General features: G+C 71.2%; 13 protein-coding genes. 7 read left to right on the top strand and 6 right to left on the bottom strand.

What is annotated here, in order from left to right:
* The first annotated feature begins 152 nt into the window (after positions 1–152).
* Positions 153–1,166 (top strand): LacI family DNA-binding transcriptional regulator, encoded by a 1,014-nt coding sequence (locus AB0G04_RS04040; protein WP_360975906.1) that lies wholly within the window; start codon positions 153–155, stop codon positions 1,164–1,166.
* Here the strand turns inward: AB0G04_RS04040 and AB0G04_RS04035 are convergent.
* Positions 1,163–3,634: an EAL domain-containing protein gene (locus tag AB0G04_RS04035; RefSeq protein WP_360975903.1), complete on the bottom strand. Its 2,472-nt coding sequence runs from the start codon at positions 3,632–3,634 to the stop codon at positions 1,163–1,165. The genes AB0G04_RS04040 and AB0G04_RS04035 overlap by 4 nt on opposite strands.
* Before the next feature lie 221 nt (positions 3,635–3,855).
* On the opposite strand from AB0G04_RS04035, the gene AB0G04_RS04030 reads away from it, so the two are divergent.
* The 3 genes from AB0G04_RS04030 (at position 3,856) to AB0G04_RS04020 (ending at position 7,211) form a co-directional block, all read left to right on the top strand.
* On the top strand, positions 3,856–4,314 hold the full coding sequence (locus AB0G04_RS04030; protein WP_360975900.1) for a PH domain-containing protein: 459 nt from the start codon (positions 3,856–3,858) through the stop codon (positions 4,312–4,314).
* A 119-nt stretch (positions 4,315–4,433) separates the two neighbouring features.
* Entirely contained in the window at positions 4,434–5,549 is a 1,116-nt protein-coding gene (locus AB0G04_RS04025; protein WP_360976275.1) for a PQQ-dependent sugar dehydrogenase, read from the top strand.
* A 48-nt stretch (positions 5,550–5,597) separates the two neighbouring features.
* Entirely contained in the window at positions 5,598–7,211 is a 1,614-nt protein-coding gene (locus AB0G04_RS04020; protein ID WP_360975897.1) for a metallophosphoesterase, read from the top strand.
* Between the two features lie 159 nt (positions 7,212–7,370).
* Here AB0G04_RS04020 and AB0G04_RS04015 read toward each other — a convergent pair whose 3' ends face one another.
* Positions 7,371–8,438, bottom strand: coding sequence for a hypothetical protein (locus AB0G04_RS04015; protein ID WP_360975894.1), 1,068 nt, complete (start codon positions 8,436–8,438; stop codon positions 7,371–7,373).
* 135 nt (positions 8,439–8,573) lie between these two features.
* Between AB0G04_RS04015 and AB0G04_RS04010 the strand changes: the two genes are divergently transcribed.
* A complete protein-coding gene (locus AB0G04_RS04010) occupies positions 8,574–9,146 on the top strand; it encodes a hypothetical protein (RefSeq protein WP_360975891.1) in 573 nt (190 codons plus the stop codon).
* Between the two features lie 48 nt (positions 9,147–9,194).
* Here AB0G04_RS04010 and gatB read toward each other — a convergent pair whose 3' ends face one another.
* Entirely contained in the window at positions 9,195–10,694 is a 1,500-nt protein-coding gene (gene gatB / locus AB0G04_RS04005; protein ID WP_360975888.1) for an Asp-tRNA(Asn)/Glu-tRNA(Gln) amidotransferase subunit GatB, read from the bottom strand.
* Between the two features lie 248 nt (positions 10,695–10,942).
* On the opposite strand from gatB, the gene AB0G04_RS04000 reads away from it, so the two are divergent.
* Both AB0G04_RS04000 and AB0G04_RS03995 read left to right on the top strand, forming a co-directional pair.
* Positions 10,943–11,248, top strand: a complete 306-nt coding sequence (locus AB0G04_RS04000) for a hypothetical protein (protein ID WP_360975885.1) — start codon at positions 10,943–10,945, stop codon at positions 11,246–11,248.
* Positions 11,249–11,307: 59 nt separating this feature from the next.
* On the top strand, positions 11,308–12,747 hold the full coding sequence (locus tag AB0G04_RS03995) for a M1 family metallopeptidase (RefSeq protein ID WP_360975882.1): 1,440 nt from the start codon (positions 11,308–11,310) through the stop codon (positions 12,745–12,747).
* Between the two features lie 40 nt (positions 12,748–12,787).
* On the opposite strand, the gene gatA is transcribed toward AB0G04_RS03995, so the two are convergent.
* Genes gatA through AB0G04_RS03980 form a run of 3 tightly spaced genes read right to left on the bottom strand, consistent with a single transcriptional unit; the run spans position 12,788 to position 16,548 of the window.
* Entirely contained in the window at positions 12,788–14,251 is a 1,464-nt protein-coding gene (gene gatA / locus AB0G04_RS03990; RefSeq protein ID WP_360975878.1) for an Asp-tRNA(Asn)/Glu-tRNA(Gln) amidotransferase subunit GatA, read from the bottom strand.
* Positions 14,252–14,254: 3 nt separating this feature from the next.
* Positions 14,255–14,554: an Asp-tRNA(Asn)/Glu-tRNA(Gln) amidotransferase subunit GatC gene (gene gatC / locus AB0G04_RS03985; protein ID WP_360975875.1), complete on the bottom strand. Its 300-nt coding sequence runs from the start codon at positions 14,552–14,554 to the stop codon at positions 14,255–14,257.
* A complete protein-coding gene (locus AB0G04_RS03980) occupies positions 14,527–16,548 on the bottom strand; it encodes a bifunctional diguanylate cyclase/phosphodiesterase (RefSeq protein ID WP_360975871.1) in 2,022 nt (673 codons plus the stop codon). Before AB0G04_RS03980 ends, gatC begins: the two co-directional genes overlap by 28 nt.
* Positions 16,549–16,709 lie beyond the last annotated feature (161 nt).

Below are 16,709 nucleotides of genomic sequence, written 5' to 3'. Positions count from 1 at the left end.
GATTTTTCGGACGCAACGAAATCGACGGTTTACATCGCGAGCGCTGTGACGTAACACTTAACCGATCAAGCGAGCGTCCAACGTCGAGGGAGTCCGGCGGCCATCACCCCACGCCCGATAAGCTCGGCTGCAGTGGGGACAGAGGAGACTGAGTGAAACGGCCCACCATCGCCGACATCGCACGGCGGGCCGGCGTGTCCAAGGGCGCCGTGTCGTATGCGCTCAACGGCCAGCCAGGCGTCTCCGAAGCGACCCGTAAACGCATCCTCTCGATCGCCGAGGAGATCGGGTTCAACGCCAACAGCGCGGCCCGGGCCCTCTCCGGCGCACGGGCGCGTGCCGTCGGTCTCACCCTGTGCCGCCCCGCCCGGATCCTCGGTATAGAACCCTGGTTCATGGGCCTGATCAGCGGTTTCGAGGCCGAGCTCGGCGCCCGCTCGTACGCGTTGACGCTCCAGGTGGTGGCCACCCCCGAGCAGGAGGTCGAGGTCTACCGCCGGTGGTGGGGCGAGCGCCGCATCGACGGAGTGATCGTCACCGACATCCGGGAGAACGACATCCGCATCCCGGTCCTGCTGCAACTCCAGCTACCGGCCGTGGTCATCGGCGGCCCGGGCGACACCGGCCCGATCGCGCAGATCTGGTCGGACGACGCCGGCGCGATCACCGAGGCCGTCCGCTACCTGGTCGCCCTCGGGCACCACAAGATCGCCCGGGTCAGTGGTGTCCCCGGCCTGCTCCACACGCAGAACCGGACCAAGGCCTTCGAGAACGTCTGCGCCGCTCTCGGGCTGGACAACGCGATCACCATCCCGGCCGACTACACCGGCGAGGAGGGCAGCCGGGCCACCCGGCGACTGCTGATCGGCGGTGACCGGCCCACCGCGATCATCTACGACAACGACGTGATGGCGGTCGCGGGCCTGGCCGTCGCCCAGGAGATGGGGCTCTCCGTGCCGGGCGATCTCTCCATCGTGGCCTGGGACGACTCGCCACTGTGCAGCCTGGTGCACCCACCGCTCACCGCACTGAGCCGGGACATCTCGGCGTACGGCGCACAGGCCGCGCTCGAGCTGCTGAACGCCATCGACGGCAAGACGGTCGGCAACGTCGAGGCCGGCCGGGTCCACCTCACGCCGCGCGGGAGCACGGCACCGCCCCGTTAACCGCGATGAGAGTCGAGGTACGCCTCGATCCGCTCCGCCGGGCCCGGATGCCCCAGGGCGAACCCCTGGCCGTAACGGCAGCCGGCCTCGGTGGCCCGCTCGATGTCCCCGGCCGTCTCCAGCCCTTTGGCGACGATGTCCAAGCCGAGCCGGCGACCGAGACTGACCACCACGTCGACCACCGACTTCTCGGCCATCAGCGCCGGGCTCAGCTTCAGCATGTCCACCGGGAGCCGGCGCAGATGCGACAGCGAGGTCTGCCCCGAGCCGAAGTCGTCCAGAGCCGCGCGGACACCCAGTTTGCGCAGCCCGGTGAGCGCCGCCACGATGGCCGGCACGTCCTCGGCGATCCAGGTCTCGGCCATCTCGACGACCAGGCGTTCCGGGGCCAGGCCGTACCTGTGCAGGGTCGTCGCGATCCGCTCCGGGAACCGGGCCGTCAGCAGCTCCCGCGGGCCGACGTTGACCGACAGCCAGAAGTCCTCGCTCACCGACCACCCGGTCAGACGGCGGCACGCCTCCTCGAGCACCCACTCGTCCAGCTCGGCCGTGATCCCCAGAGCCGCCGCGATCGGCAGCAGCTCCCGCGGCGGGATCGGGCCCAGGTGCGGATGCCGCCAGCGCAGCAGCGCCTCGACCCCGGCCGGACGGCCGTCGGTCAGACCGGTGACCGGCTGGAACACCAGGTCCAGCTCACCACGGGCGGCCGCGCCGAGCAGCTGCTGCTCCAGTTCCATCCGGCGGTGCAGCTGGATCTCGACGTCCGGGTCGTACCACTCGACGCGGTCCCGGCCGAGCTGGCGGGCGCGCTGCCGGGCCAGGTCGGCGTGCCGCAGCACCTCGTCGGAGTCCTTGGCGCCGGCCAGTTCGGCCAGACCCACGCTGCAATGCAGCTCGGCGGTGTTGCCGGGCAGCGGATACAACTCGCCGAGCCCCGCCACGATCCGGCTGGCCAGGGCGTACGCCGGCACCGACGAGTCGGGGGTGAGCACCGCGAACTCGTCGCCACCGAGCCGCGCGGCGACGTCCTCACCACCGATCAGGGTGCGCAGCCGCCGGGCCACCTCGACCAGCACGGCATCGCCGACCTCCCGGCTCCGCGAGTCGTTGATCTCGGCGAGCCCGTGCAGATCGATCACCAGGAGCGTGCCGTGCTGCCCCGCCTGCCGGCGCATGGCCAGCAGATCCCGCATCAGGGCCCGGCGATTGGCCAAGCCGGTCAGCTGGTCCAGGTAGGAGAGGCGGTGCAGGGTCCGTTCCAGATGACGGCGTTCACCCACATCCCGTACGTGTACGACGAGCGCCGCCACCTCCGGGACACAACGCAGATCGGAGATGGTCGACTCGGTGTCGCGCCACAGTCGGGCGCCGTCGCGTACCCGGGCCTTGACCAGCACCGGCGGGCCACCCTCGTGCTCACCGGCGAGCACCGACCCGATCACCGCCCGCGCGTCGGCCACGTCATCGGGGTGGATCAGTTCGGCGAACTCCCGGCCCAGCACCTCGGCGTCGCGCAGCCCGAAGAGCCGGGCCGCGGCCGGTGACTGCCAGCGCACCGTCAACCGCTCGTCCAGGACCAGGGTGAGATCGGTCGCACCGGCCACCAGCGAGCGGAAGTGCGCCTCGGTGACCCGCAGCCGGCCCGCGTACCGCCGGATGTCGCGGACCACGAGCAACTCCCGGACGACCAGCACGCTGACCATCACCAGACCGAAGACGATCGCCTCGGTACCGAACTCGTCGACGGCCAGCAGATGCCAGACCGCGGCCACCACACCGACCGCGGCCGGCACCGCGAGCAGCGGATAGCTGGCCAGGTACTGGTCCGGATGGCGGGGCTCCAGCGGCGGGGGCGGCAGGTCACGACGGGAACCGCCGATGGCCGAGGCGGTCAGGCCGGCCACCACGCCGAGCCCGGCCGGCACCGCTTCCGGTCCGTCCGAACCGAGCGCCAGGACACTGAGGCCGAGCATCACCATGGCGGTGCCGCTGCCGCACCACACCGCCGCCCGCGGCCGAGGCCGGGCGCGCAGCACGATCACCGTGACGATCGCGATCGCACCGGCCGCGATCAGCAGCGCGGGCACCGCCGCGGGACGGCTCGTCGCCGCCGGGACCAGGTAGATCGCGAAGCCCAGGCTCACCCCGAGTCCCACCCCGTCGTAGGCACGCCGCAGCCGGACCACCCAGTTGCTGGCCGCCCCCGGCAGCAGCGAGGTGCCGGCGACGAAACAGACGGCGGCCACGGCGAGCCCGGCAGTCAGCCAGGCGGACTCGTGCTCCGGCGCCCACCAGGGCACCAGACCGGTGAGTCCGGTGAACAGGGCACCCATGCCGACGAGGCCGGCGCCACGACAGGAGACGAACGCCCGCTCGGCACGATGCAGGGCCAGGGCGGCGCGGATGAGGACGGCGCCTGCACACAGACCGGCGACGCCGATCGCCCACGCGAGCAGCACGGCGATCATCGACGAGTCCTCTGCTGTCTGGCCCCGGGATCGCCCGGAGCGCGGGGGCGGAGCAAGAGGGAACTGCACCGGGTCAACGACGGTCCCCGGATCGGGTTACGGCACGGCGTGTCGTCGTCCCACGAACGGATCGTCGACCATCCAGCGACGACGGTCAACCTCTGGCGGACCCGGCCGGGTCCGCCAGGCGTACCGGTCACGCCGGGTGGGAGGATGAAGGGGTGAGCAGTCGTCTCGTCCTCCGCATCCGCAGGGCCGGCGCCGCGCTGGTCGCCGCGTTGACGGCGCGCGTCGGCACGGCGAGGAGTCGTCCCGTTCTCCGCATCCGCAAATCCGGCGCTGTGCTGGTCGCCGCATTGATCGGGCTCGTCGGCACGGTCCCGCTCGCCGGTTCCTCCTGGGCTCTGAGCCCGCTGCTGCTGATCCCGCTCGTGGTCCTGGTCTGGGCGTGGCGGGCCGGCACCGACGTCTACCCCGACGAGCTGCGGGTGCGCGCCCTCTTCGGCGGCAGCCGCGTGCCGTTCGACCGGATCAGCGAGCTGGCCCCCGACGCACGCGGCCGGGTCTCGGCCCTGCTCGACAACGGCAACGTCATCCGTCTCACCGGTGTCACCCGTGACAACCTCCCGCTGATGCTGGAGGCGAGCGGTCACGCGGCCGGTGCGAGCGAGCATCGATGACCCGGTTCTGTCAGACGGCGCCGCTACCCTGGTCGGCGTAGTCAAGGGTCGGCACAGTCGAAGGGGGGCCGATCGTGCTCTTTCACCGGGGCCGTGCAGCCGCGGCCGTTTCGGTGGCCATGCTGGCGCTGACCGCCGGGTGCAGCTTCGGGCCGCCCGGCCCGGATCAGGCCGGGTCGCCACCCAACCTGCCGCGCCCGTCGGCAGCGCCGACCGCCGGCGGTGCGGAGAGCGAGCGTGAGGTCGCGGTCACCGTGCTGGCCAGGACACTCGAGGTGCCCTGGGGCATCGCCTTCCTGCCCGACGGCGCCGCGGTGGTCACCGAACGCGACACCGCCCGGATCCTGAAGCTCGGTCCCGAGTCGGCGTCCGACGGCCTCAAGGTCACCGAGCTGCGGCGACTCGACGAGGTCCGCGCCTCCGGTGACGGCGGCCTGCTCGGCATCGCCGTCTCGCCCGGCTACGAGACCGACCGGACCCTGTTCGTCTACTACTCCACCGACCGGGACAACCGCATCGGCAAGCTGGCCGCCGACGGCAAGCTGGAGCCGATCCTCACCGGTATCCCCCGCTCGGCCGAGCACAACGGCGGCGCCCTGGCCTTCGGACCGGATGGATTCCTGTACGCCGGCACCGGCGACGGCAGCACGAACAGCGGCCAGGCGCAGGACGCGAAAAGCCTGGGCGGCAAGATCCTGCGAATCACCACGGCCGGTAAGCCGGCCCCCGGAAACCCGGTCAAGACCTCGCCGGTCTGGTCCTCCGGCCATCGCAACGTGCAGGGTCTGGCCTGGGACAAGACCAAGCGGATGTATGCGACGGATCGCGGCCAGCCACGCACGGCCGAGCTGAACGTGGTCGAGAAGGGCCGGAACTACGGCTGGCCGAAGACCGACGGCGCCGGGACCGACCCGAAACTCGCCAACCCGCTGGCCTCCTGGCCGTCCGCGGAGTCCTCCTGTTCCGGCGTCGGCGTCGTGGAGACCATGGTGGCCACCGCCTGCGTGCTGGGCCAGCGAGTTCAGCTGCTCAGCGTCACCGGCGGGGGTACGGTTCTGGGCAGTCCGCAGGCGCTGCTGACCGGCGAGTTCGGCCGGCTGCGTTCGCTGGCCGCCGCACCGGACGGTTCGTTCTGGGTGGGCACCTCCAACCAGGAGGAGGCGGGCCGCCCCACCCCCGAGGACGACCGCATCATCCGGCTGGTCTTCTCCGACGGCGGCGCCGGCCGGAGTTGACGGCCATGACTGTTTCGTCCCGAGCCCGATGGGGCAGGTGAGGCCCCGATGAAGGAAGACCGGCCCTCGTGGCCACGTCGTTGGCGATCAGTGTCCGCCCTGGCCGGACGAGTGTTCCGGCACCGTTGGACCCGCCGGTTGCGGGTCGCCGGAGCCGTCGCGCTGACCGCGGTGGCCGGCCTGCTGATCGGGGTGATGCTGTTCGCCCGCGCCGATCTCAACGTCGGCCCGTTCAGCGCCGAGATGGCGGTCGTGCCGTCGCTGCACGGCGGCACGGAGATCAACATCCCGCCGCTCGGCTCGTTGCATCTGGACACCCATCGCGGTCCGGTCCATCTGCGGGTCGACCTGGGCTCGCTCGACCAGAGCCGTACCGAGGCGCTGATCGACAACCCGGCGGCGATCGGCTCCGCCGGTGACCGGGCCGTCGACGAGGTGGCCGCCGGGGTGTCCCGGCTCGGGTTGCGGACCATGGGCCTGGCCGTCCTCGGCGCGCTGATCCTCGCCGCACTGGTCTTCCGGGACGTGCGGCGCACCGCGGCGGCCGGGGTCACCGCGCTGGTGGTCACCGGTGGCAGCCTCGGCTTGGCGGCCGGCACCCTGCGGCCCGACTCGATCAGCGAGCCACGATACGAGGGCCTGCTGATCAACGCGCCCGCGGTGGTCGGTGACGCGCGCCGGATCGCCGACAACTACGGCCGGTACGCCGAACAGCTGCAGACCATCCTCGGCAACGTCAGCCGGGTCTACTCGACCATCTCGGCGCTGCCCGTCTACGAGCCGGCCGGTAACACCACCCGGATCCTGCACGTCTCCGACCTGCACCTCAATCCGGCGTCGTGGGGTCTCATCCGGACCGTCGTGGAGACCTTCGAGATCGACGCGGTGATCGACACCGGCGACATCGTCGACTGGGGCAGCAGCGCCGAGACCGGTTACGTCTCGTCCATCCCGTCGATCCAGGTGCCCTACATCTTCGTCCGCGGCAACCACGACTCGCTCGCCATCCAGAACGCGGTCGCCGCCCAGAACAACGCGGTGGTCCTCGACAACGGCCTCACCGAGGTCGACGGTCTGACCATCGCCGGCATCGGTGATCCCCAGTTCACGCCGGACAAGAGCGAGTCCAACGAGGCGGGCGACGGCTCCGGGCCGGAGGTGCTGTCCGCGGCCGGTGAGCGCCTGGCCAAGACCATCCGCGGTTCCGGTAAGCAGGTCGACATCGCGCTCGTGCACGATCCGGCGATGGCGCAGCCGCTGTCCGGGGTGGTCCCGCTCGTCCTCTCCGGCCATCAGCACCGCCGCTCGGTCACCCTCCTGCCGCCCCCGGCCGCTCCCGCCCCCGACCCGTCGGCGTCGGTCTCCCCCGCGCCGTCCCCGTCGGTCGTCCCGCAGCCCACCGTGGCCACCCGGATCATGGTGGAGGGCTCCACCGGTGGCGCCGGCCTGCGGGGCCTGGAGAACGAGGACCCCACGCCGCTGAGCCTGTCGGTGCTCTATTTCGACGAGAACCGCGAGCTCAAGGCCTACGACGACATCCAGCTGGGCGGCACCGGCGAGTCCACCGTGGAGATGCAGCGAAACGTGGTCGGCCTGGAACCGGAGGAAACCCCCGCTCCGGCGGCGTCCCAGCCGTCCGGCTCCCCTTCCGCCAGCAACTGATCCCGTCCACCCGGGCCGGCACTCACCGCCGCCGACCGTCCACCCCGGCTGGCGCTCACCGCTGCCTGCCGTCAACCCCGGCTGGCGCGCACCGCTGCCTCAGCCCTTCTGAGACAGCGGTCAATGCCAGCTGTGGGGTGGGCGCGAACCCGGGCGCACTCAGGGGAGCTTGCGGAGGTCCAGGGTCAGGGTGCCGGCATCCAGACCGGCGGGGTCGACCTCGACCGTGTAGGTGCCGGCCGAGGCGCTGAAGTCGAGCGTCGCGGTGCGCTTGTCGCCGGTCAGGTCGGCGTGGACGACGTCGAGGCCGATCGGGGTGATCACCCGGAGGCGGGTCGGTTCGACGGCGGTGAGGGTGCCGCGGCGGACGGTGAGCCGGAACTGCTCGTCCTCGGCGGCCGGAAACGTGACGAAGGCTCGTTCGCCGGGCCGGGCGAGCCCGATCCGGGCGGGACGGCCGGGTGTCAGGCGGGCCGTGACGGTACCCGCCAACTGGACTGTCAGGGTGCCCGTGCGGGTGGTGTCCGGGTTCACCTCGACGGTGTGGGTACCGGTCTCGGTGACGTCGAAGTCGAGCGTCCGGTAGTCCGCCTCGTAGCCGACCGCCCCGGCCATGGTGACGTCACCGGACGGGCCGTGGATCTCCAAGTTGGTGTATTCGTCCTTGGAGATCGTGCCGCGGCGGGCCACCAGGGTGAGCCGCTGCCCCACGGTGGCCGGGAAGGTCAGGAAGGCGCGTTCCCCGGGCCGGGCGATGGTGATCCTCCGGACCGGGCCGCGCAGGCTCAGGCGGGCCGAGGTAGCTCCGGCGAGGCTCAGCCGGAGGGTGCCGCGGTCATCGGCGCGGGGGCGGATCTCCACGGTGTAACCGCCGGTCGCCGGCGCGGTGAAGTCGAGGCTCACCGTGGACCACGTGGTGAGCAGGGTTCCTTCGGCCACCTGAGCACCGTCGCGGCGGATCACCAGGTCGGTGTTGTCGGCCTTGGTGAGGGTTCCGCGCCGGGCCAGGACGGTCAGGTGCCGGCCCGCGGCGGCGCGGAAGCCGACGGTGCCCGGCCCGTTCAGGTCGAGCACGACCTCAGGCCCGCCGATGGTGAGCTGCCTGTCGGCTGCGCCCGCACGGTCCGCGGCGGCGCCCGGTGCTCCGGCGGCCGTCGACGCGGCGGCCATCGATGCGACGGCGATCCATCGCCAGCAGCGGCGGGTCGCCGCGGGGTGCACTGCCACGCTGGCAGGTTATGCCACTTCGTGCCGTGTTTCCGGGGTGAACGAGCGAAGTCCCCGGCGCGGTGACAAGCCGGATGCCGCCGTGATCGAAGATCCACTATGGTGATCCGACTTCTTCACCCGCGGAGGGCCAGCATGACCGACAGCTTCCTGCCCGTCGCACGGCCGCCACGGAAGTGGGAGCTCGGCACCCTCGCACTCGTCCTGACCGCCGTCGCGGCGTTCCTGTACGACGCCGCAGCGGCGACGAACGCCCTGTTCATCCGGGCGTACCTGCTCGACGGCGACCCTCTGCCGTCCGCGGTGCGCTGGCTCCTGGGCCACAGTGATCCGCTCGACTTCGCCGGATTCGTGGCGATCCTCGGTTACCTGCTCGGTTTCGTCGGCTGGCGGACCCGGGCCGTCGACCACGTCCGGGGCCGCGTACCGGATCCGAGCAAGGCGATCTGGCACTGGACGATCCCGGCGTGGATCGTGATGCTGCTGGCGCCCCTGGCCGTTCAGGAGTTCGGCTCGCTGGAGACACGCGATCCCGGCTTCGCGGTACGGACGCAGGAGCTCGACCTCGCACTCAACGGCATGCGCGGTGCGGGCGTCATCCTGCTCCTGCTCGGTATCTGGACGATCCGCCGGCGGGTGCACCGGGCCTTCGCGGTCAGCGACGGCGTCACCTGGTCACCGGTCATGCGTGCGCCAGAGGCGCCGTAGACCCGGCCCCGTTTCACGGGACCGGGCTCCGGACGTACAGCGAAGGATCTAGGAAGCGCCGAGCCGCGAGAGGATGAGCTCGCGCACGGTCTTGGCGTCCGCCTGGCCTCGCGTCGTCTTCATGACCGCGCCCACCAGGGCACCGGCCGCGGCCACCTTGCCGTCGCGGATCTTGGCCGCGATGTCCGGGTTGGCGGCGATCGCCTCGTCGACGGCGGCCGTGAGCGCACCGGTGTCGTTGACCACCTCGAGACCGCGCGCGGCCATCACCTCGGCCGGGTCGCCCTCGCCCGCGACGACACCCTCCAGCACCGAACGGGCCAGCTTGTCGTTGAGCTTGCCCTCGTCGACGAGCTTCTGCAGGGCCGCGACCTGGGCCGGGGTGGCACCGACCGCGGACAGCTCGATGTCGAGCTCGTTGGCACGGCGGGCCAGCTCGCCCATCCACCACTTGCGGGCACCCGCGGGGGACGCGCCCGCGGCGATGGTCTCCTCGATCAGCTCCACCGCACCGGCGTTCGCCACCGACTGCATGTCGAGCTCGGAGATGCCCCAGTCCTCGCGCAGCCGGGCCCGCTTGACGCTCGGCCGCTCCGGCAGCTCGGTCTTGAGCTGCGCGACCCACGCCGGGTCCGGTGCGATCGGGACCAGGTCGGGCTCGGGGAAGTACCGGTAGTCGGTCGCGGTCTCCTTGGAGCGGCCCGGCCGGGTGTCACCGGTGGTCTCCTGGAAGTGCCGGGTCTCCTGGAAGATCCGGGTGCCGACGTCGAGCAGACCGGCCTGCCGGATGATCTCGGAACGAACGGCACGCTCGACCGAACGCAGCGAGTTGACGTTCTTCGTCTCGGTGCGGGTGCCCCACTCCTCGCCGGGCTTGTTCAGCGAGGTGTTGACGTCGCAGCGCAGCGAGCCCTGCTCCATCCGGACGTCCGAGACGCCGAGCGAGCGGATGATGTCGCGCAGCTCGGCGACATACGCCTTGGCCACCTCGGGAGCCAGGTCACCGAGACCGGGGACCGGCTTCGTGACGATCTCCACCAGCGGGATGCCGGCCCGGTTGTAGTCGACAAGCGACTCGGTGGCGCCGTGGATGCGACCGGTGGCCCCGCCGACGTGCAGGGTCTTGCCGGTGTCCTCCTCGATGTGCACCCGCTCGATGCCGATCCGGTACGACTTGCCGCCCACCTCGACGTCGACGTAACCGTCCACGCAGAGCGGCTCGTCGTACTGCGAGGTCTGGAAGTTCTTCGGCATGTCCGGGTAGAAGTAGTTCTTCCGGGCCATCCGGCACCACTCGGCGATCGAGCAGTTCAGCGCGAGACCGATCCGGATGGTCGCCTCGATGGCGGCGCCGTTCATCGCGGGCAGTGCGCCGGGCAGAGCCAGGCACACCGGGCAGACCTGAGTGTTCGGCTCGGCGCCGAACTCGGTCTTGCAGCCGCAGAACATCTTGGTCTGCGTGCCCAGCTCGACGTGTGTCTCCAAGCCGATCACCGGCTCGTAACGGCTGGTGGCGTCTTCGTAGGACGGCAGCGCGATGGTCGTCATGTGCGTGCGGCTCCGGCTTGAGGACATCGTTGCGGACAAAGGCCAAGCCTAGTCGGCCGCTACGGCACTCCGTCGCCGGGTTTGCGGGCCGGCCCCTGCGCGGGCGGCCGGACTGCGCCGCGCTGGTGGAGAGCGATGTCCGGCGGCGCTCGCGGGCGCCGTGGCGTGCGGCGGCAGGGCATTGGCAGGCGTCGCTACCCTGACGGTCCGCCCGCAGGACGAACGGGTCGCCGCATGGAGGAGCCGCTATGCCGCCGGACGTACAGAAGGGCCTGAGCCTCATCGGCGTCGGTCTGCTCATCGGCTTCATGGGGCTGGTCTGGGTCGCCAACCTCTTCGGCGTCGCGGACGAGCACGCCAGGCTGATCTCGGAGAACCGCAACAACCGCCGGATGTCCGGCGACGAGGGAAGCCCTGCGGAGTTCAGGAACAGCCCGCGTTTCAAGCGGGCGTTCCGCCTGGGCCGATACGGCGCCGGTGGCGGGTTCATGATCGTCGGCCTGGTCTTCGTCGTCACCGGCGCCGGCTATCTCGTCTCACCCCTGATGGGGTGACCACTGGGCTCCGGGAGCGCGGGGCCGAGGAGGATCGATATCCGGTGTACGGTCCGCGCATGCGTCACCCCTTTGCCGTCGCCACGCTCGTCGCGACGCTCCTCATCACCGGCTGTACCGGCTCTCCGACGAAGGAGAAGCCGCCGCCGGCGCAGAACGACGCTCCGAGCGTCGACTACAGCGCCTGGGCGGCCGGCCGTTCCACTCCGATCGCCGACCCGCTCTATCCGGAGAAGGGCAACGCCGGCCTGGACGTGCTGCACTACGGGCTCGAACTCGACTGGAAACCGGACACCAAGGTCCTCACCGGCGTCGCCACGCTGCGGATCCGGCCGGTCGCCGATGCGCCGGAGATCCGGCTGGACTTCACCGGCCTGACCATCGACAAGGTCGCCGTCGACGGGAAGCCGGCCGCGGGGACCGTCAACAAGGCGAAGCTCGTGGTGCCCACGCCGGTCGCCGCCGACAAGCCGGTGACGCTGACCGTGGATTACCACGGCACGCCGGAACAGGTGGAGATGCCGTCACGCCGCGGCGACGCCTCCGAGGGCATCGGCATGCGGTCGTCGAAGGACGGCGTGCTCTGGACCATGCAGGAGCCGTGGGGCGCGCTCACCTGGTACCCGGTCAACGAGCACCCGTCCGACGAGGCGCTCTACGACATGGCCGTGACGGTCCCGCAGGGCTGGACGGCGGCCGCCAGTGGCACGCCGGGCAAGGTGGACGGCAACACCTACCACTACGCCAGCGCCGATCCGGTTGCCGCCTACGTGACGACCCTGGCGGTCGACAGGTACAAGAGGATCGAGCAGACCGGGCCCCGCGGCCTGAAGATCACCAACTTCGTGGTGCCGAAGACCGACGACCGCTATCTGAGCACCCTGAAGAAGACGCCGCAGCTGCTCAAGTGGCTGGAGGAGCGGCTCGGGCCGTACCCGTACCCGACCGCCGGTGCCCTGATGAACGGCTCGGTCTCGGCCATGGAGACGCAGCAGATGCTGAGCATGGGCCGGGAGTCCTTCCGGAAGGCCGACCTCCGCCAGTTCGAGGCCGTCCTGGTCCACGAATACGCGCACCAGTGGTTCGGCAACTCGGTCACGCCGAAGACCTGGACGGATCTGTGGCTCAACGAGGGCTTCGCGACCTACTTCCAATATCTGTACGAGATGAGGCTGTACGGCTTCGACAAGGCGTACCTGGAGAAGTACCTGCGTGAGCGGGACGCCGAGCTGCGCCGCGAGGTGGGCCCGCCCGGGAAGCCGAAGGCCGGCACCTTCGCCGAGAGCAACGTGTACCTCTGCCCGGCGGCCATGCTCAAGGAACTGAACGACGCGCTCGGCGACAAGAAGTTCTTCGCCCTGGCCACCGCCTGGGCCGGGAAGAACCGCAACACCAGCCAGGACCGGGCCGCGTTCATCGCGTTCGTCAACGCGGAGACCGGTAAGGACTTCACGAAGCTGATCGACAGCTGGCTGGACTCGCCGACCACGCCTGCGTGAGGTAATTCGGGGGCCCTTTCGAGAAGGGCCCCCGAAACCGTCAGAGCGCCGGAGGCGTGAAGGTGCCGACCGCGGACTCCAGGGCTGCGGCGACCCGGTACATCCGGTCGTCGGCCATCGTCGGAGCCATGATCTGGAAACCGACCGGCAGGCCCTCGGAGAGACCGCACGGAACCGAGATCGCCGGTCCGCCGTACAGGTTCGTCGGGATCGTGAACAGGTCCGCGAGGTACATCTGGTACGGGTCGCCGGTCCGCGAGCCGAACGGGAACGCCACGAACGGGGTGGTCGGCGAGACCAGCACGTCGACCTGCTCGAACGCGGACTGGAAGTCCCGGGTGATCAGCGTGCGGACCTTCTGCGCCTGGCCGTAGTAGGCGTCGTAGTAACCCGACGACAGGGCGTAGGTGCCGAGGATGATGCGGCGCTTGACCTCGGGGCCGAAGCCCTCGTCACGGGTCAGCGACATGACCTCCTCGAGCGACCGGCTGCCGTCGTCGCCGGAACGCAGGCCGTACCGGACGCCGTCGAAGCGGGCCAGGTTCGACGAGCACTCGCTCGGGGCGATCAGGTAATACGCGGGCAGCGCGTACTGGAAGTTCGGGCAGGACACCTCGACGACCTCGGCACCCAGCTTGACCAGGGCCTCCAGCGACTCCCGGAACGCGGCGACCACGCCCGGCTCGGATCCGTCGCCGGCGAACTCCTTGACCAGGCCCAGCTTGACGCCGGTCAGGTCACCGGTGGCACCGAGACGGGCTGCGGCCACGACATCGGGCACCGGCTGCGGGATCGAGGTCGAGTCACGCGGGTCGTGGCCGGCGATCACCGCGTGCAGCAGCGCGGTGTCCTCGACGGTCCGGCCGCACGGGCCCGGCGTGTCCAGCGACGAGGAGAACGCGATCAGGCCGTAGCGGGACGTGCCGCCGTACGTCGGCTTGGCGCCGACGGTGCCGGTGACCGCGCCGGGCTGGCGGATCGAGCCGCCGGTGTCGGTGCCGATCGCGAGCGGCGCCTCGTAGGCCGCGAGCGCCGCGGCCGAGCCACCGCCCGAGCCACCCGGGATACGGCCCAGGTCCCACGGGTTGTTCGTCGGGCCGTAGGCGCTGTACTCGGTGGAGGAGCCCATCGCGAACTCGTCCATGTTGGTCTTGCCGAGGATCGGCATGCCGGCCGCCTTCAGACGCTCGACGATCGTCGCGTCGTACGGCGGCTTCCAGCCTTCGAGGATCTTGGAGGCGGCCGTGGTCGGCACGCCCTTGGTGGTCACGATGTCCTTGACGGCGATCGGCACACCGGCCAGCGGACCGGTGATCTCGCCCCGGTCCACGGCGGCGGCGGCCGCGAGCGCGCCCTCACGGTCGACGTGCAGGAACGCGTGCACCCGCTCGTCGACCTCGGAGATCCGGTCCAGGTGGGCGGTCGCCACCTCGACGGCCGACACCTCTCGCTTCCCCACCAGGGAAGCCAGCTCAGCGGCGGAGAGCCTGGTCAGGTCACTCACAGGTCAGACCTCCTCGTCCAGGATCCGCGGCACGCGGAACCGGCCCTCATAGGCGTCCGGCGCCCCGGACAGGGCCGCCTCCGGCGCCAGGCTCGGCGTGGGGACGTCCTCGCGGTACACGTTGGTCAGCGGAACCGAGTGCGAGGTCGGCGGAATGTCCTCCGCGGCCACCTCACCGACCCGGGCGACCGACTGGAGGATCACGTCGAGCTGACCCGCGAATTGGTCCAGCTCCTCCTCGGTCACGGCGAGCCGCGACAGGCGCGCCAGGTGCGCTACCTCTTCGCGGGAGATGGCGGCCATCCTGCCCCCTCGTTGCTTGACGTTTGAGATGTGCCTGCAGAGTCTATTTCGCCGCGTTTCCCGGGTCGGACCGGGCGGTACCGTGCCAGCCACTCCCGCAGATCGGCGGCCGGCATCGGGCGGGCGTGGAACCAGCCCTGCGCGGTATGGCACCCGGCGGCGGCCAGCAGACGCCAGGTCGCCTCGTCCTCCACACCTTCCGCGACGGCACGCAGGCCTAGGGCCTCGGCAAGACCGATCACCGATCGTACGATCGCCGCGTCGCCCCGATCGGAGGTCATCCCGAGCACGAACGACCGGTCGATCTTGACCTCGGAGAGCGGCAGCCGGCGCAGGTGCTGCAACGACGAGTAGCCGGTACCGAAGTCGTCGAGCGAGATCGCCACCCCCATCCGGCAGAGCCGGGTGGTGGTCTCCAGCACCCGGTGCGGATCGGCCATCAGCGCGCTCTCGGTGATCTCCAGCTGGAGCAGGTCGGCTGGCACCGAGTACCGCTCCAGGAGCGCGCCGACCCGGTCGGCGATGTCACCGGCGTGCAGGTCACGGGCACTCACGTTGACCGCGGCGCGCAGTGGGGTACGCCCGTCGCGCCACACCGCGAGCTGCGCCACCACCTCCTCCAGCACCCGCGCCGTGAGCAACCGCATCACCGGTGTCGGCTCGGCCGCCCGCAGCAGCTCCTCCGGGCCCACCGTGCCCCGTTCCGGGTGCCGCCAGCGCAGCAGCGCCTCCACCCCGACCACCTCGCCGGTCGCGATCGCTATCTGCGGCTGGTAGTAGAGGACTATCCCGTCGTCCGGCGGGTCCCGGCGCAGCGCGGTCCGCAGGTCGGCGACCAGGCTCAGCCGATCCGGGGTGTGCTTGGCCGCCTCGGGCCCGTGCATCGCCACCTGGTCGCCGCGCTGTTTCGCCTCGTACATCGCCGATTCGGCCTCGACCAGCAGGGTGCTGGCGTCGCGGCGGCCGGACTGCAGCGCTATCCCGATCGACGCGCTCAGCTCGACGGGGGTGCCGTCGAGCGGGAACGGGCGGCTCAGCGCCTCGGTCAGATGCTGGGCGATGCGCCGCGCCGCGGCCGGGTCCTCGACACGGGTGGCGAGGACCGCGAACTCGTCGCCGCCCAGCCGGACCACCAGGTCGTGGTCCGGCACCACCGCGGTCAGCCGATCGGCGACCCGGGTCAGCAGCCGGTCCCCGGCACCGTGCCCGAGAGCGTCGTTGACCGTGCGGAACCGGTCCAGGTCGAGCAGCAGCAGGGCGCGGCGCCGGTCGGGGGCCCGCTCGGCCATCGCGTTCTGCAGGGCACGCCGGTTCGGCAGGCCGGTGAGCGTGTCGAACCGGGTGGCCCGCTCGGACTCGCCGGCCCAGCGCACCATCCGGTGCACGGCGTGCAGGGCCAGCAGGGCCAGCGGCAGCAGGATCGGCGCGACCAGCGCAGCCACCAGCACCACCGGGCCCAGCAGCAGCAGCGCCGCGCTGGCCAGCAGATCGGCATGGCCGCGACGGCGGCGGCGGACCGGGCCGCGGCCGTCCGAGGTCAGGCCGCGGACCAGCCCCGCGACCGCGTGCCGGGCGGTGATCCAGGCGACCGCTGCGGCACAGATGACGAGGGCGTCCCACCAGTCCGGGCTCGCGTCGATCCGCAGGTGTCCGAGCCCCGCCACCCCGGCGGCCGCCGTCAGCGCGGCGGTGTGCTGCAGGCCCAGGTGCACGGTCCGGCGCAGTGAGTGCCGCATCCGGGAGCCGGCCACCACGACCGCGGCCAGCTGCACCGCGATCGCCGGGGCCGCACCCCAGGCCAGCACTACGGCGAAGGTGAAGCAGATGGAGGGCAGGATCACCGCGCTGGCTCGCCGCCCGGGCACCACGTAGGGCCGGGCGTCGACCAGCACGGCGAGCAGCGCCATCATCCAGAAAGCCGGTGGCAGGGCGGCAGCCGGTGCGAGCAGCAGCGCGAGGGCGGCGACTCCGGCGGTGACCGTGGAAACGATCACCGTGCGCCGGTGACGCGGGCCGGCCGTCCGAGGGCGAGCGGCATCCATGCGACCTCCACGATGGCCTCGATCACCGATCGCATACACCATAGATCCATATGGCGTTTTTTGCCCTAAAGCACCTAAACGTTGTTAGAGCTCCCTAACGTCGTGAACGTGAT

Source organism: Actinoplanes sp. NPDC023801 (assembly GCF_040639655.1).
In the GTDB taxonomy this organism is placed as follows: Bacteria; Actinomycetota; Actinomycetes; order Mycobacteriales; family Micromonosporaceae; genus Actinoplanes.
The sequence above is the reverse complement of the archived record's forward strand: the minus strand, read 5'-3'. Positions and strand labels throughout refer to the sequence as shown.

What these genes read in the sequence shown, in the direction of transcription:
- AB0G04_RS04000 (WP_360975885.1), top strand. Translation starts at nt 10,943, where the DNA reads ATGCCGCCGGACGTACAGAAGGGCCTGAGCCTCATCGGCGTCGGTCTG.
- AB0G04_RS04025 (WP_360976275.1), top strand. Translation starts at nt 4,434, where the DNA reads ATGCTGGCGCTGACCGCCGGGTGCAGCTTCGGGCCGCCCGGCCCGGAT.
- AB0G04_RS04010 (WP_360975891.1), top strand. Translation starts at nt 8,574, where the DNA reads ATGACCGACAGCTTCCTGCCCGTCGCACGGCCGCCACGGAAGTGGGAG.
- gatC (WP_360975875.1), bottom strand. Translation starts at nt 14,554, where the DNA reads ATGGCCGCCATCTCCCGCGAAGAGGTAGCGCACCTGGCGCGCCTGTCG.
- AB0G04_RS04035 (WP_360975903.1), bottom strand. Translation starts at nt 3,634, where the DNA reads ATGATCGCCGTGCTGCTCGCGTGGGCGATCGGCGTCGCCGGTCTGTGT.
- gatB (WP_360975888.1), bottom strand. Translation starts at nt 10,694, where the DNA reads ATGACGACCATCGCGCTGCCGTCCTACGAAGACGCCACCAGCCGTTAC.
- AB0G04_RS03995 (WP_360975882.1), top strand. Translation starts at nt 11,308, where the DNA reads ATGCGTCACCCCTTTGCCGTCGCCACGCTCGTCGCGACGCTCCTCATC.
- AB0G04_RS04020 (WP_360975897.1), top strand. Translation starts at nt 5,598, where the DNA reads ATGAAGGAAGACCGGCCCTCGTGGCCACGTCGTTGGCGATCAGTGTCC.